The 14,573-nt window shown below is 73.6% G+C and carries 13 protein-coding genes and 1 pseudogene; 11 read left to right on the forward strand and 3 right to left on the reverse strand.

Features of this window, described 5'->3' with window-relative positions:
• The first annotated feature begins 4 nt into the window (after positions 1 to 4).
• From QUE51_RS10685 to QUE51_RS10735, 11 genes and pseudogenes are all read left to right on the forward strand, one after another.
• Positions 5 to 1,156, forward strand: coding sequence for an ADP-ribosylglycohydrolase family protein (locus tag QUE51_RS10685; protein ID WP_286276394.1), 1,152 nt, complete (start codon positions 5 to 7; stop codon positions 1,154 to 1,156).
• Positions 1,156 to 2,516: pseudogene (locus QUE51_RS10690) on the forward strand (ADP-ribosylglycohydrolase family protein). The gene QUE51_RS10685 and the pseudogene QUE51_RS10690 overlap by 1 nt, the downstream one beginning before the upstream one ends.
• Positions 2,513 to 3,292 carry a hypothetical protein gene (locus QUE51_RS10695; RefSeq protein ID WP_286276395.1) on the forward strand — a complete coding sequence of 260 codons (780 nt, stop codon included), beginning with the start codon at positions 2,513 to 2,515 and terminating at the stop codon, positions 3,290 to 3,292. The pseudogene QUE51_RS10690 and the gene QUE51_RS10695 overlap by 4 nt, the downstream one beginning before the upstream one ends.
• Entirely contained in the window at positions 3,217 to 4,515 is a 1,299-nt protein-coding gene (locus QUE51_RS10700; protein WP_286276396.1) for a formylglycine-generating enzyme family protein, read from the forward strand. Before QUE51_RS10695 ends, QUE51_RS10700 begins: the two co-directional genes overlap by 76 nt.
• On the forward strand, positions 4,512 to 5,699 hold the full coding sequence (locus QUE51_RS10705) for a CaiB/BaiF CoA transferase family protein (protein WP_286276397.1): 1,188 nt from the start codon (positions 4,512 to 4,514) through the stop codon (positions 5,697 to 5,699). Before QUE51_RS10700 ends, QUE51_RS10705 begins: the two co-directional genes overlap by 4 nt.
• Positions 5,696 to 6,685: an HpcH/HpaI aldolase/citrate lyase family protein gene (locus tag QUE51_RS10710; RefSeq protein ID WP_286276398.1), complete on the forward strand. Its 990-nt coding sequence runs from the start codon at positions 5,696 to 5,698 to the stop codon at positions 6,683 to 6,685. The genes QUE51_RS10705 and QUE51_RS10710 overlap by 4 nt, the downstream gene beginning before the upstream one ends.
• Positions 6,609 to 7,412 carry an alpha/beta hydrolase gene (locus QUE51_RS10715; protein WP_286276399.1) on the forward strand — a complete coding sequence of 268 codons (804 nt, stop codon included), beginning with the start codon at positions 6,609 to 6,611 and terminating at the stop codon, positions 7,410 to 7,412. The genes QUE51_RS10710 and QUE51_RS10715 overlap by 77 nt, the downstream gene beginning before the upstream one ends.
• Positions 7,413 to 7,452: 40 nt before the next feature.
• Positions 7,453 to 8,448, forward strand: a complete 996-nt coding sequence (locus tag QUE51_RS10720) for a TIGR03557 family F420-dependent LLM class oxidoreductase (RefSeq protein WP_286276400.1) — start codon at positions 7,453 to 7,455, stop codon at positions 8,446 to 8,448.
• Positions 8,448 to 9,239: a coenzyme F420-0:L-glutamate ligase gene (locus tag QUE51_RS10725; RefSeq protein WP_286276402.1), complete on the forward strand. Its 792-nt coding sequence runs from the start codon at positions 8,448 to 8,450 to the stop codon at positions 9,237 to 9,239. The genes QUE51_RS10720 and QUE51_RS10725 overlap by 1 nt, the downstream gene beginning before the upstream one ends.
• Complete coding sequence (gene fgd, locus QUE51_RS10730; protein WP_286276403.1) at positions 9,190 to 10,284, forward strand: glucose-6-phosphate dehydrogenase (coenzyme-F420); 1,095 nt, start codon at positions 9,190 to 9,192, stop codon at positions 10,282 to 10,284. The genes QUE51_RS10725 and fgd overlap by 50 nt, the downstream gene beginning before the upstream one ends.
• An 86-nt stretch (positions 10,285 to 10,370) precedes the next feature.
• The gene (locus QUE51_RS10735) at positions 10,371 to 11,603 is read left to right on the forward strand and encodes a cytochrome P450 (protein ID WP_286276404.1); all 1,233 of its coding nucleotides are present in this window, start codon (positions 10,371 to 10,373) and stop codon (positions 11,601 to 11,603) included.
• On the opposite strand, the gene QUE51_RS10740 is transcribed toward QUE51_RS10735, so the two are convergent.
• From QUE51_RS10740 to QUE51_RS10750, 3 genes are read right to left on the reverse strand one after another with little or no spacing between them, the layout of a single operon-like run.
• Complete coding sequence (locus QUE51_RS10740; protein ID WP_286276405.1) at positions 11,600 to 12,394, reverse strand: ABC transporter ATP-binding protein; 795 nt, start codon at positions 12,392 to 12,394, stop codon at positions 11,600 to 11,602. The two genes, QUE51_RS10735 and QUE51_RS10740, sit on opposite strands and share 4 nt — an antisense overlap.
• The gene (locus QUE51_RS10745) at positions 12,391 to 13,464 is read right to left on the reverse strand and encodes a putative F420-0 ABC transporter permease subunit (RefSeq protein ID WP_286276406.1); all 1,074 of its coding nucleotides are present in this window, start codon (positions 13,462 to 13,464) and stop codon (positions 12,391 to 12,393) included. Before QUE51_RS10745 ends, QUE51_RS10740 begins: the two co-directional genes overlap by 4 nt.
• Positions 13,412 to 14,494: a putative F420-0 ABC transporter substrate-binding protein gene (locus QUE51_RS10750; protein ID WP_350226643.1), complete on the reverse strand. Its 1,083-nt coding sequence runs from the start codon at positions 14,492 to 14,494 to the stop codon at positions 13,412 to 13,414. The genes QUE51_RS10745 and QUE51_RS10750 overlap by 53 nt, the downstream gene beginning before the upstream one ends.
• Between the last annotated feature and the right edge of the window lie 79 nt (positions 14,495 to 14,573).

The raw sequence follows: 14,573 nt of genomic DNA on the forward strand, positions 1-14,573 counted from the left end.
GGCAGTGGAACTGCTGACGGACAAGGCCATCGGCGTGCTGGCCGGGGGAGCGGTCGGCGACGCGCTCGGCGGGGCAGCGGAGGGGAACACCCCGGAGGCGATCCAGCAGCGCTACGGCGGCTTCATCGAGGGGATCGTCCCGCCGTTCCTCGAGGACTGGCGCAACGCCCGGCCCATCGCGCCGTACCACAAGGGCGACGGCCACGTCACGGACGACACCCTCATGACGACCGCCCTTGTCGAGGTCTACGACAAGGTCAGGGACCACCTCGACGCCTACGCGATCGCCGATCACCTCGTCCCCCTGCTCATCACCGAGAAGCGCTGGATCCCCGAGTTCGAGGCCGAGGGCCTGCTGCTGCAGCGCATCTTCCTGGCCGAGAAGTGGCTGGTCGCGCGGCTGCACTACGGCCACATCGACCCGCGAGAGGCGGGAGTGGGCAACATCGTCAACTGCGGCGCGACCATGTACGCGTCGCCGGTCGGCATCGCGAACGCCGGCGCGCCGGACGCCGCCTACGCCGAGGCGATCGACATCGCCGGGGCCCACCAGTCGAGCTACGGGCGCGAGGCGGCGGGGGTCTTCGCCGCGTGCGTCGCGGTCGCGATGCGGCCGGGCAGCACGGTGACCGACGTGATCGACACGGCCCTGCGCCTTGCGAAGGACGGAACCCGGGACGCCATCGACGCCGTGGCGAGCGCCGCGCAGGACCTCGGCGACTGGCGCGGCTCGCTGCCCGCGCTCCGAGCGGCCGTCGAGCCGTTCGACACGGTCGGCCCCGAATATCGCAGGCCGGCTCCCGACGCGCGCATCCCGAGCCGCACCAAGTCCATCGAGGAGCTGCCGGTCGCGCTGGGCATGCTGATCGTCGCGGGCGGCGACCACCGGGAGAGCGTTCTGGGGGCGGTCAACTACGGCCGGGACTCCGACTCGATCGCGGTCATGGCGGGATCCATCGCCGGTGCGCTCGGCGGCCAGGACGCCGTTCCCGGAGAGTGGATCGACGAGATCGGCGCCGCCAGCCGGATGGACCTGCGGGCGGGCGGACCGGTCATGGCCGCCGTCGCCCGGGACATCCTCGCGAAGGACCAGGAGCGGTTCGCGGCTCGGTCGGCGGCCTTCGGCGCGCTCGAGCCCGCGGCCGGGACGGCCTGATGCTGCGGCTGACCTGGACGCAGCCCGAGGATCTCCTGCCGCACGCGCTCGCCGCCGCCGCCGAGGACGGCCGGGACGCCGCCGCGATCGGGCGACGCTGGAGCGACGCGGGCGGCTCGACGACCGCCGCCGTCGGCGGGGCCACGCCCGAGCGCGCGCCCGAGGAGCTGCGGCGGCTCGCCCGCGAGCTCCTCGACGAGGTGGACGCCCTGCCCGTGCCGGAGCAGCTGAGGGATGCCGAGCCCGACGAGCTCGACGCGATCCTCGCGCTCGGGGCTCCCGCGCGCGCCCTGCCGGTGCCCGGCTCCGATCTCGGCGATCGGATCGCCGGTGCCTGGCTGGGCCGGGCGGTCGGCTGCCTCCTTGGGAAGCCCGTGGAGAAGATCTCCCGCGAGGGCATCCGCGAGATCGGCCGCTCCACCGGGAACTGGCCGGTCCATACCTACTTCACCGAGCGCGGCCTCGATCCGGAGATCGCCGCGCGGCATCCGTGGAACCGGCGGAGCCGCCCGACCAGCCTCCTCGAGAACATCGACGGCATGCCGGAGGACGACGACCTGAACTTCCCGCTTCTCGCCCTCGGGCTGCTCGAGGACGTCGGCTTCGACTTCACGACCGACGACGTGGCGCGATCCTGGCTCGCCAGCCTTCCCGGCGGCCGCGTCTTCACGGCCGAGCGGATCGCCTACCGGAACCTCCTCGACGGGTACGAGCCGGCGGAGGCGGGCGCGATCCGGAACCCGTTCCGCGACTGGATCGGCGCGCAGATCCGCACCGACGTGTACGGGTGGGCGATCCCGGGGACCCCGTGCGGGCCGCAGAGCTGGCCTGGCGCGATGCGTGCCTCAGCCACGGGCGCAGCGGGCTCTACGGCGCGATGTTCGTGGCGGCGGCCTGCTCGGCCGCGGTCGTGGCGGGCACCGTGGAGGACGTGCTCGACGCCGGCCTCTCGGTGGTCCCGGCCGGCAGCCGGTACGCGGAGGCGATCGCCTTCGGGCGGGAGCTCGGCCGCGGCGACCGGTCCGACGAGGAGGCGCTCGACGCCCTGCACGCCCGGTACGGGCGGCTGCACTGGGTCCACGCGCTCAACAACTCCGCGCTGCTCGCGTTCGCCGTGACACGCAGCGGGGGCGACGTCCCGCGCGCGATCGCCCTGGCCGTCATGGGCGGCTGGGACACCGACTCTGTGGGAGCGACCGCCGGGTCGCTGACGGGCGCGCTGGGGGGCACGGCGGCCATCCCGACCTCCTGGACCGAGCCGCTGCACAACCGCCTCGCCACCAGTGTGCCGGGCTTCGACGGCATCGGCTTCGACGAGCTCGCGCGCCGCACGCTCGCGCTCTCGGGAGGGCGACCGTGAGCACTCCCGACGACGACCCCGACGAGGCGGCCACCAACACGTTCGATCCGCTGGTGCCGCGGCCCATCGACCTGCCCACGGTCCTTCCCGCGGGCGGTGTCCTCGATCCCGCCGTCGGCGACATCGCCAAGGTCTTCGCCGCCCCCGACGACCCGGCCGACTGGCCACGCTGGCGGGAGGACCTGTCCGCCTGGCGCGACGACGCGTGCCGTCGCCTCGGCTACGAGGGATCCGGCTACGAGACGCCGGAGGCGGAGCGCGCCGCCCGCTGCCTCAGCGTCGCCCTGGTCTGGCTCTGGGACGAGCGGCTCTTCGACCGGGACGCAGGCGGCTTCACCGTCGACCGGTTCCTCAGCGCGACGGCTGACGCAGGAGGGTTCGACGGCATCGTCCTCTGGCACGCCTACCCGATCATCGGCATCGACGACCGCAACCAGTTCGACTTCTACCGGGAGGTGCCCGGCATCGCGGAGCTCGTCGCCGAGTTCCAGGCGCACGGCCTCCTCGTGTTCCTCGACTACAACCCCTGGGACACGGGCACCCGGCGCACCGGGAACGACGACGCGGCCGAGCTCGCGCTCCTCACCGCCGAGCTCGGCACGGACGGCGTCTTCCTCGACACCCTCAAGCAGGCGGACGACCGGCTCATCTCCGCGCTTCGCTCGGGTCGCCGGCCGCAGCTGCTCGAGGGGAGTCCCGCGTGCCGAACGAGAGGATCGGCGACCACCAGCTCAGCTGGGCGCAGTGGTTCGCCGACAGCACCGCACCCGGAGTGATGCGCGCGCACTGGTTCGAGCGCCGGCACATGATGCACTCCACCCGCCGCTGGAACCGGGACCACTCGGGGGAGCTGCAGTCGTCGTGGATGAACGGCGTCGGCATGCTCGTCTGGGACACCGTCTTCGGCGTCTGGGTGGGCTGGAACCGACGCGATCTCTCGACGCTGCGCCGCATGCTGCGCGTCCAGCGCGCGGCATCGACCGTGCTGCGCGGATCCTGGACGCCGCTCACCGACCCGGCGCCTGCCGCACTCGATGCCGGCGTCTACGTCTCCCGGTTCGAGGAGTCGGGGCTCGTGCTCTGGACCGTGGTGAACCGAGGCAGGGAGGACTATCGGGGGCCGGTGCTCGCCCGCGGAGCGGTCCCGTCCGGCGCTCGCCTGTTCGACGTCACCGCGGGCAGCGAGGCGGGCGCCGACGTGCTGGTTCCGGCACGCGGAGTGGCGGGACTCCTGGCGGTGACGGGGGAGGAGCCGGCCTGGCTCGGCGAGCTCCTCGATGCCGCCGCCGCGGATGCCCCTGATCCCGACCCGACCTTCCCGGCTCGCACTCCTGAGCGGAGCATCCCCGACCCGAGCACCGGGGCGCCTCCCGCCGACGCAGTCCGGGTGGCGGGCGGGGCCCGGACGCTTCCCTTCGCGTACCGGCGCCGGGAGACCGGAACCTATCGGGGAGCGCCGTACGTGGAGGAGTGGAAGCCGCTCCCGCCGCGGCTGCACGACGACCGGGTGGAGCAGCTGGAGGTCGAGCTCGCGCCCGTCGCCGTCGCTGCGCGGGAGGTCTCCGCGGCCGAGTACGCCGAGTTCCTGGAGACGACCGGCTACCGCCCCCGGATCGGCAACCGGTTCCTCGTCGGCACCTCCGACGACGAGGGACCGGTGACCGGGGTGAGCCTCGAGGACGCGCGCGCCTACGCCCGGTGGCGGGGAGCCCGGCTGCCGACCGAGTTCGAGTGGCAGGCCGCGGCCGCCCAGCCGGGCTTCGGACGACGGGCTCCTCTCGTGTGGAACTGGACCGAGAGCGAGCACACCGATGGCATCACGCGGTTCGCGATGCTGAAGGGCGGCAGCCTGCACGAGAGCCTCGGCTCCGACTGGTACGTCGACGGCGGCCCTCGGGCGCCCGCGTTCTCGTTCAAGTACCTGCTCGCAGGACTCGGCATCGACCGCTCGCCGTCGATCGGCTTCCGGCTCGCCTGGGACACGGAGGAGGGCGCATGACTTCACCGCTCGAGGGGATTCGCGTCCTCGACATCTCGACCCTCTTCGCCGGGCCGCTCGCGGCGACGTTCCTCGGCGACTTCGGCGCCGACGTGCTCAAGGTGGAGCATCCCGCGAAGCCCGATGCCGCGCGCGGCCACGGCCCGGCGAAGGGCGGCATCAACCTCTGGTGGAAGACGCTCGGCCGCAACAAGCGCACCGTCACGCTCGACCTCGGCAGCGCAGAGGGCGCCGAGCTGCTCCTCAAGCTCGTCGCCGACGCCGACGTCCTCATCGAGAACTTCCGGCCGGGCACGCTGGAGCGATGGGGCCTCGGGCCTGACGCGCTGCACCGGGCCAACCCGAGACTCGTGATCGCCCGCGTCACGGCGTTCGGCCAGTTCGGCCCCTACTCCGCCCGGCCGGGTTTCGGCAGCCTCGCGGAGGCCATGAGCGGGTTCGCCGCGCTGACCGGCCAGCCCGACGGGCCGCCGACACTGCCGCCGTTCGGCCTCGCCGACGGCATCGCCGCGCTCGCGACGAGCTACGCCATCCTCGTCGCTCTGCGCGCGGCCGATCGGGACGGGGCAGGACAGGTCATCGACCTGGCCATCATCGAGCCGATCCTCATGCTGCTCGGGGGCCAGATCACGGCCTACGACCAGCTCGGTGTCGTGCAGCCGCGAACCGGCAACCGGTCGGTGAACAACTCCCCGCGCAACGTCTACCGGACCGCGGACGGCGACTGGCTGGCGGTCTCCACGAGCTCCCAGTCGATCGCGGAGCGTGTGCTGACCCTCGTCGGCCGGCCGGACTACCTCGACGAGCCGTGGTTCGCCTCCGGGCACACCCGCGCCCAGCACGCCGACGAGCTCGACGAGGCGGTGTCCGCGTGGATCGGTGCCCGCTCGACCGGGGAGGTGATCGCGGAGTTCGAGCGCGTCCAGGCGGCCGTCGCCCCCGTCTACGATGTGCGCGGGGTCCTCAGCGACCCGCAGTACCGCGCCATCGGCACGGTTCTGACCGTCGAGGACGAGGAGCTCGGACCCATGCGCCTGCAGAACGTCCTCTTCCGTCTCTCCGAGACGCCCGGCGAGGTCCGCTGGACCGGCCGCAGGCACGGCCAGGACACCGAAGCGGTGCTCGCCGAGATCGGCGTGACTCCGGAGCAGCTGCAGGCGCTCCGCGATCGGGGCGTCGTGTGAGCGGCCTCCCGACGATCACGGGGCTCTACGTGCCGGGTGACCGGCCGGACCGCTTCGAGAAGGCGGTCGCCTCCGGTGCGCAGCTCGTCATCGTCGATCTCGAGGATGCCGTGGCTCCGAACAGCAAGCGTGCGGCTCGGCAAGCGGTCGTCGATTGGCTCGCGCGTGGAGGGCCCGAGGGCGTCACCGTCCAGGTCCGGGTCAACGTGGGCAACGCCGACGACCTCGCGGCGCTCGCGGCGCTGCCCGCGACCGTCCAGCTGCGGCTGCCCAAGGTGGAGGCGCCCGACGATGTGGACGCCGCGGTCGCCCTGGCGGGCGAACGCCCGGTCACGGCGCTCCTCGAATCGGCCGCCGGCATCGAGGCGGCCGCCGCCATCGCGCGCCACTCGGCGGTCACGCTGCTGGGGTTCGGCCAGTCCGACCTCGTCAGCGAGCTGGGCTCGTCCGCGGAGCCGGTGCTCGACTACGCCCGGGCGCGGATCCTGTTCGCCTCTGCGGCGGCGGGACTGCCCGCCCCGATGCTTCCCGCCTACCCCGGCATCCGCGACCTCGACGGACTTCGCCGGGACACCGAGCGCGGCCGGGACCAGGGCTGGGTGGGCAGGGTGGCGGTGCACCCGAGCCAGCTGGCGCCCATCGCCGAGGTCTTCCGTCCGGGGAGGCCGAGGTGCGGCGGGCGGAGGAGGTGCTCGCGGCCGTGGCCGGCGGGGGAGTCGCGACGCTGGCCGACGGGTCCATGGTGGACCCCGCGATGGCGGGCGGCGCCCGCCGGGTGCTGGCGCTCGCCGAGGCCGCTCGGACGCGTTCGTGAGCCTGGACGGACGACTCGAGGCTGCGCCTCCCGCCGGCCGGCTCAGCGAGCTGGCGGTCCCGAGCGCCTCACTCGGCGAGGAGGTCCACGGCTCGGTGTACGAGCCTCCTGGACTGCGCGAGGTCGACCGGCCGCTTCTCGTGCTCCTGCACGGCCGCGGCGGGACGCATGACGAGTGGCATCCGCTGCTCGACCTCGTGGATGCTCTCGCCGATCCTCCGGTCGTGCTGATGCCGGACGCTCCGTGGCTCGGCGGCGCGTCCTTCTACGTGGACTCGCTCTACGCCGGGAACGGCACCGGGGAGAGCGGACGGCCCGTGGAGACGGCGCTCGCCGAGCTGATCGCCGCGACACCGGAGCTGCTGCGCGTTTCCGGCAGGCGGGATCGGAGGACGATCGGGGGCATCTCCATGGGCGGCGCCGGCGCGCTCCGCCTCGCGCTCGCGCATCCGGAGCTGGCTGCGTCCGCGCTTGCGCTCAGCCCCGCCGTCTTCGTGCCAGAACCCCCGATGGAGTCCTCGATTCCGGCCGGCGGGGGCTACGGGCTGGGAACCTCCCTGTTCGACCGCCGGCGGTACACCGACCTCTCCTACCCGGCGGCGCTCGCCGCGTATCCGGCCCACCTCCCGCTCAAGCTCTTCGTCGCGAGCGGCGACTCCGAGCCCGCGGGTCCGGGCCGGGACGGGCGCGCGCTCAGCCTCACGGACGAGGGCCGGGCGCTCGCCGAAGCGGCGGCGACGACTCCGGGGATCGAGGTCGAGCACCGCGTCTTCGCCGGAGGCCACGACTGGGGGTGTGGCGCCAGGCCCTCGCCGCCGGCCTCGCCTGGCTCGCCTCCCGCTGACCGCATCAATTCGGACAAATCGCATCGGTCTCCGGTTGCGGTTTGTCCGAAGTGATGCGGAGAGCCGCCGTCGGCCGCGGTGGAAGGATGGGGACATGGCATCGCTCCCCGTCGGCTACGCGGCGATGCTCGAGCAGTTCGCACCCGCCGAGGCCGTCGCGCTCGCCGCCTACGCCGAGAGCCGCGGCTTCACCGGGGTCAGCGCCTCCGATCACTTCCAGCCGTGGGTGCCGGCGCAGGGGCAGAGCTCCTTCGTGTGGAGCGTGCTGACCGCCGCCGCGGAGCGCACGACGGGCGACGTCGGGACCGCGGTGACCGCGCCCACCTTCCGCTGGCATCCGGCGGTCGTGGCTCAGGCGTCCGCCACCCTCGCCGCCATGTACCCGGGGCGGCACTGGCTCGGCATCGGCTCCGGCGAGGCGCTCAACGAGCACGTCGTCGGGCAGTACTGGCCGGAGGCCCCCGAGCGCATCAACCGCATGTTCGAGGCCGTCGAGCTGATCTCGAAGCTCTTCCACGGCTCGCGGGCCGGCCGTGACGTCAAGCATTCCGGCACCTACTTCCGGATGGAGTCCACCCGGCTGTGGACCATGCCCGAGGTGCCGCCGCCCATCCTCGTCGCGACCGCAGGCCCGGTGACGGCCCGCAGAGCCGGGCGCTTCGCCGACGGTCTGGTCACGGTCGGCGCTCCCGTGGAGAAGGTGGCGAGCCTCTTCGGGCGGGTCGAGGACGGCGCGCGCGAGGCCGGGCGGCCCGCACCCGCGAAGGTCCTGCAGCTGCACCTGTCCTGGGCGCCGACCGACGAGGAGGCCCTCGCGGCCGCGCTCACCGAGTGGCCGAACGGCGGGATGCGGTTCCCGCGCAGCGACATCCGCTCGCCCTACGAGTTCGAGCAGCTCGCGAAGCTCGTCCGCCCCGAGGACTTCGAGGGACGCGTGCTCATCTCCGCGGATCCGGACGTGCACCGCGCCGCGATCCAGCGCTACGCGGACCTCGGCGCCGACCGGATCTACCTGCACAACGTGGGCCGCAACCAGCGCGAGTGGATCGACGTGTTCGCGCGCGACGTGCTCCCGAAGCTGGTGCGCTGATGGCCGGGTACTCCGTCTGGGCGGTCGAGGGGATCCCCGAGATCGTCGACGGCGAGGACCTGCCGGCGCTGCTCCTCGCCGCGATCCCGGATGCCGAGGACGGCGACATCCTCGTCGTGAGCAGCAAGATCGTGTCCAAGGCGGAGGGCCGGATGATCGCCGCGGCGGACCGCGAGCAGGCGATCACCGATGAGACGGTGCGCGTCGTCGCGACCCGGCGGTCGTCGGTGGGCAGGACGCGCATCGTGGAGAACAGGCTGGGCATCGTGCAGGCGGCCGCCGGAGTGGACTCCAGCAACGTCCCGGAGGGGCACGTGCTGCTGCTGCCCGTCGACCCGGACGGCTCCGCTCGCCGGATCGCCGCCGCCTTCCGGGAGCGCGGTGCCCGCGTCGGCGTGGTCGTCACGGACACCCTCGGCCGGCCCTGGCGCACCGGCCAGACCGACGCAGCCATCGGCGCCGCCGGGGTCCAGGTCCTCGCCGACCTCCGCGGGACCCACGACGCCCACGGCCGCCGGCTCGACGTGACGCTGCCCGCGGTCGGCGACGAGCTCGCGGCCGCCGCCGACCTCGTGAAGGGCAAGGCGGCGTCGCTTCCGGTCGCCGTGGTCCGCGGGCTCGGCCACCTCGTCGCGGAGCTCGACGCGCCGGGCGCCCGCCTCCTCGTGCGGGCCGCCGAGCAGGACATGTTCCGGCTCGGCAGCGACGAGGCGTACGACGAGGGCTACCACGACGGCTTCGATGCCGGCGTCCGCGAGGCGGGCGGCGGCGACCGCGACGACGAGACCTGATCCGAACCACGAGAGGACCCCGCATGCTCCCCTGAAGCTCGGCTACAAGGCATCCGCTGAGCAGTTCGGCCCCCGCGACCTCGTCGAGTTCGCCGTGGAGGCCGAGGCGCACGGCTTCGAGAGCGCCACCGTGAGCGACCACTTCCAGCCCTGGCGGCACGCCGGCGGCCACGCGCCGTTCGCGCTCGCCTGGATGACCGCGGTCGGCGAGCGGACGACGTCGCTGCAGCTCGGCACGAGCGTGCTGACGCCGACGTTCCGGTACAACCCGGCGGTGATCGCACAGGCGTTCGCGACGCTCGGGGTGCTCTACCCGGGCCGCATCTTCCTCGGCGTCGGCACCGGCGAGGCCCTCAACGAGATCGCGACCGGCTTCCGCGGCGCCGGCGACCAGGACTGGCCCGAGTTCAAGGAGCGCTTCGCGCGCCTCCGCGAGTCCATCCGGCTCATCCGCGAGCTGTGGGCGGGCGACCGGGTGAACTTCGCGGGCGAGTACTACAGCACCCACGACGCGAGCATCTACGACCGGCCGGAGGGCGGCGTCCCGGTCTACATCGCGGCAGGCGGACCGGTCGTCGCCAAGTACGCGGGACGTGCCGGCGACGGATTCATCTGCACCTCGGGCAAGGGCGAGGAGCTCTACGTCGACAAGCTGCTCCCCGCGGTGGCGGAGGGTGCGGCGGCGGCCGGCCGCGACGCCGACCAGCTCGACCGGATGATCGAGATCAAGCTCAGCTACGACACGGACGCCGACGCGGCCCTCGAGAACACGCGGTTCTGGTCGCCGCTGTCGCTCTCGCCCGAGCAGAAGCACTCGATCACCGACCCGGTGGAGATGGAGAAGGCCGCGGACGCCCTCCCCATCGAGCAGATCGCGTCGCGCTGGATCGTGGGCAGCGACCCTGACGAGGTCGCCGAGCGCATCGGGACGTACATCGGCTGGGGCTTCAACCACCTCGTCTTCCACGCCCCGGGCGACGACCAGCGCCGCTTCCAGGAGCTGTTCGAGCGCGACCTCGCGCCCCGCCTTCGCGCCCTCGCCTGAGGGCTCTGACGCACCGGCATGCCGGGGAACGGGGGAGCGGTCAAGGCCCCGCGGCGGCGAATGGGGTCTGCCTACGCTGAGGTGCCATGATCCCGACCCTGAGCACGCCCGACAGCTCCCTCGCCTTCGTCGCGGACGGCTACGGCTACATCAGCAGGACGTGCGACCGGCTGGGCTCGGACGCGTTCCGCACGCGAATCCTCGGCATGCCGGTGACCATGATGCGCGGGGGAGACGCGGCGCGCGTGTTCTACGAGGGCGGCCGGTTCAACCGGCACCTGTCCATGCCGCCGTCGGTGTCGCATCTCCTGCAGGACCTCGGCAGCGTCCAGACGCTCGAGGACGACTCGCACCGGCACAGGAAGGCCGGGTTCCTCGAGCTGCTGTTCGACGGCGGGGATGCGCGGCTCGGTGAGCTGTTCGAGGAGGAGCTGGGCGCCGCCGTCGAGCGCTGGCGCGGAGGACCGCCCGTCGTGCTCCACGACGAGCTCGGACCGCTGCTCGCGCGAGCCGTCTTCCGCTGGGCGGGCATCCCGACCCTGGCTCCTGCCGAGTTCCGGGCGCGCGCCGGCGAGCTCTCGGCGATGGTGGAGCGAGCCGGCTCCTTCGGCCCGCTGAACTGGCTGGCGCGGGCTCGCCGGCACCGCACCGAGCGCTGGGCGGCCGGTCTGGTCGTGGCCATCCGCGACGGGCGGGTCGTTCCCCGCGCGGGCTCGCCGCTCGACGCCATCGCCCGCTGGACCGGGGACGACGGGCTCCCGCTGTCGGAGGACGTCGCCGCCGTCGAGCTGCTCAACCTCCTCCGCCCGACCGTCGCCGTGGTCCGCTTCGTGGAGTTCGCCGCGCTCGCGCTGGCGTCCCGCCCCGCCGCGCGCTCCCGGCTGGCGGCCGGCGACGAGGAGGCCCTCGCGGGCTTCGCGAACGAGGTCCGGCGGCGCACGCCCTTCTTCCCCGTCATCGCAGGGCGCGTCCGGCGCCCGTTCCGGTGGAGCGACCACGACTTCGCGCCGGGAGACTGGGTGATGCTCGACATCTACGGCACCAACCACGACGCGCGCCTTTGGGCACAGCCGCAGCGGTTCCGCCCGGAGCGCTACGCGACCGAGGACGCTCGGCACATCGTCGCCCAGGGCTCGGGCGACTACCTGGACGACCACCGCTGTCCGGGCGAGCCGGCGACGAATCAGCTGATCGCCGCGGCGCTGCGAGTCCTGGCGCGGACCCCGTGGCGTCTGGAGCCCGGGCAGGATCTGGGCGTCACCTACAGCCGGATGCCCGCGAAGGTCCGCAGCGGGCTGCGGATCCGCTTCGCGGGCTAGCGGGTCGGGACCGGCGCGGGCTCGGACAGGGCCAGCACCGGCCGGCCGGTTCCCGGGTGGGTCAGAACGACGGCGTCCACGCCATAGACGCGGCGGATGAGGTCGGGCACGAGGACCTCCTGCGTGGGCCCAGCGGCGACCACCCGGCCGCCGGCCAGGACCAGCACGGAGTCCGAATACGCCGCCGCGTGGCCGAGGTCGTGGAGGGCCGCGAGGACCGTCGTGCCCGACGCCGCCATGCTCCGGAGGAGTGCGAGGGTCGCGAGCTGCGCCGCGATGTCGAGGTGGTTGGTCGGCTCGTCCAGCAGCAGCAGCGGAGTGGCCTGAGCGAGGGCCTTCGCGAGGAGCGCACGCTGCCGCTCCCCGCCGGAGAGGCTCGTCACCCGCCGATCAGCGAACGCCACCATGCCGACCGCCTCGAGGCTCTCCGTGACGACGCGGTCCCGCTCGGCGAGGTCGGCGCCCCACAGGCCCTCGTGCGGAAGGCGACCGAGGGCCACGCTGTCGGCGACCGTCAGGTCGAGCTCCGTGGTCGCGTCCTGCTCGACGAGCGCGGCGAGCCGGGCGCGCTGCCGCCGAGGAAGGGCGAAGGCGTCCTGGTCCCCGTAGCGGACGGTTCCCGAATCCGGCCGGCTCACGGCAGCCAGCGCCCGCAGCAGCGTCGACTTCCCGGCGCCGTTGGGGCCGATCACGGCCGTGACCGTTCCGGACTGGGCGGTGCAGTCCACGCCGTCCACGACGAGCCGCCCGCCGGCCCCGACCTGGATCCGCTCGGCGCCGAGGCCGGTCACGTGCGGCCCCGCCGGCGGATGAGCAGCAGCGCGAACACGGGCGCCCCGAGGATGGCGGTGACGACGCCGACCGGCAGCTCGCGCGGCGCGAAGAGGTCGCGTGCGGCGGTGTCCGCCCAGACGAGGAAGATCGCGCCGGCCAGGGCGGAGAGAGGCAGCAGCCGGCGGTGCCCGGGGCCGGTCAGGAGCCGGACCGCGTGGGGGAGGACCAGGCCGACGAAGCCGATCGAGCCGCTCACCGACACCATCGCGCCGGTGAGGAGGGCGGTCGCGCCGAGCAGGACCCAGCGCACGGCGTCGACCGGGACGCCGAGGGCCGCCGCCGAGGTGTCGCCGAACGCGAAGGCGTCGAGGATGCGCGCCACGAGCATGAGCGGGATGCCGATGATGGCGATCGCGCCCACGGTGATGGCCACCGCCTCCCAGCGAGCGCTCGCGAGCGAGCCGAGGAGCCAGCCGAGGATCTCCCGGTAGGAGTCGCCGGTCGCCGTCCAGAAGATGACCAGGCTCGTGATCGCCCCCGCGAGCGAGGAGACCGCGACGCCGGCGAGTACCGTGCGCGCGGGCGTGAGCGCCCCGGCGGCGCGCGCGAGGGCCAGAGTGGCGACCAGGGCGGCCATGGCGCCCCCGAAGGCGGCGACGGGCAGGAGCAGGCCGGCACCGAGCAGCACGACCGCCACGGCGCCCAGTGAGGCGCCCGAGGAGAGGCCGAGGAGGTACGGATCCGCGAGCGCGTTGCGGGTGAGCGCCTGCATCACGGCGCCGCTCAGGGCAAGACCGGCGCCGACGGCGGCGGCGGTGAGGATGCGCGGGAGCCGCAGCTGCCACACGATGCCGTCGCGGAGGGGCGTCAGCGGGGACGCACCGATCCCGAGGTGCGACGCGATCGAGCGCCACACCTCGTCCACCCGGATGGAGGCGGGACCGATGGTGACGGCCACCGCGATGGAGACGACCAGCAGGACCGCGAGCACACCCCCGACGCTCACCGCCGTGATCCGGGAGGCCCGAACCAGATCACGGAGATTCGCGCCGGGGACCGCCGTGACTGTGCGATCCGGGGCGGTCATGGTCGGAATCTCCGTGATCTTGTCGGGGTGCGGGCGTCAGCCGGCGAGGGGAGGGCGGCGAGCTGGTCGGCGAGATCGACCGCCGCGTCGGCGCTGCGGACCCCGCCTCGCTCGCGGCGAACGGGACGACCAGGTAGCTCTTGTTCTTCACGGCGGTCAGGTTCGCGGTCACCGGGTCGCCCGCGAGCTGGTCCATCTTCTTCTGCGCGGAGTTCCAGGACGCGTCGACGAGGACGATCACGTCCGGGTCCGCCGCGACCACGGACTCCCAGCTGTACGGCGTCCAGGTGTCCTGCACGTCGCCCGCGATGTTGGTGAGCCCGATGGTGTCGAGCAGGAGCTCGGGGTTGCCGATTCCCGCGCCGACGTACGGGGTGGCCGAGCCGGACGAGTACCAGAGCGCGGTCAGGCCGCGGTCGTCGGGCGTGATCGCCTTCACCTCCGCCTGCTGGTCGCGCACGAGGGCGGCCGCGGCGTCGGGGACCCGGAAGATGTCGCCGACCTCGGTGATCTCCGCGTACACGTCGTCCCAGGACAGCTTCTTCGGCTGGTATTCGGGCTCCTTGCAGGCGGCGGGCGAGACGTAGCTCGCGATGCCGAGCGAGGCCAGCTCGTCGCGCGCCCCGGCCCCCTCGGCGGTGAGGTTGGACTCCCAGCCGGCGTACACGAGGTCGGGCTCCAGCCCGAGGACGGTCTCCTCCGAGGGCACCTGGTCGGCGATCGAGGTCAGCGAGGCACCCGCCTTGGCGAGGTCGTCGGGGAGGGGGCCATCCTGGAAGGCCGTGGCGACGATGCGGTCGCCGAGGCCGAGGGCCAGCAGCATCTCGGTCGAGGTCGACTTGATGGTGACCACCCGCTGCGGCGCGGCATCGAAGGTGACGGAGGTGCCGCAGTTGTCGACGGTCACCGCTTCCGCGGTAGCGCTGGGGGACGCCGACGGAGCGCTGCCCGAGGCGGGCGTCGCCGCGCAGCCGGCGAGGAGGGCGGCTCCGGCGAGAGGCACGAGGAACAGGAAACTGCGGATCGGCATGAGGCTCCAGAGTCTGGTGGTCGGCGCGCGACGGCGCGGCAGGACCAGCCGGCTCACAGCTCGAACCGACGCACCGGAC

This window comes from Naasia aerilata (assembly GCF_030296595.1).
Taxonomy (GTDB): Bacteria; Actinomycetota; Actinomycetes; order Actinomycetales; family Microbacteriaceae; genus Naasia; species Naasia aerilata.

Bases quoted from the DNA above. Each gene is read 5' to 3' on its own strand.
- QUE51_RS10720 (WP_286276400.1), top strand. From the start codon at position 7,453: ATGGCATCGCTCCCCGTCGGCTACGCGGCGATGCTCGAGCAGTTCGCA.
- QUE51_RS10725 (WP_286276402.1), top strand. From the start codon at position 8,448: ATGGCCGGGTACTCCGTCTGGGCGGTCGAGGGGATCCCCGAGATCGTC.
- QUE51_RS10750 (WP_350226643.1), bottom strand. From the start codon at position 14,494: ATGCCGATCCGCAGTTTCCTGTTCCTCGTGCCTCTCGCCGGAGCCGCC.
- QUE51_RS10705 (WP_286276397.1), top strand. From the start codon at position 4,512: ATGACTTCACCGCTCGAGGGGATTCGCGTCCTCGACATCTCGACCCTC.
- QUE51_RS10735 (WP_286276404.1), top strand. From the start codon at position 10,371: ATGATCCCGACCCTGAGCACGCCCGACAGCTCCCTCGCCTTCGTCGCG.
- QUE51_RS10745 (WP_286276406.1), bottom strand. From the start codon at position 13,464: ATGACCGCCCCGGATCGCACAGTCACGGCGGTCCCCGGCGCGAATCTC.
- fgd (WP_286276403.1), top strand. From the start codon at position 9,190: ATGCCGGCGTCCGCGAGGCGGGCGGCGGCGACCGCGACGACGAGACCT.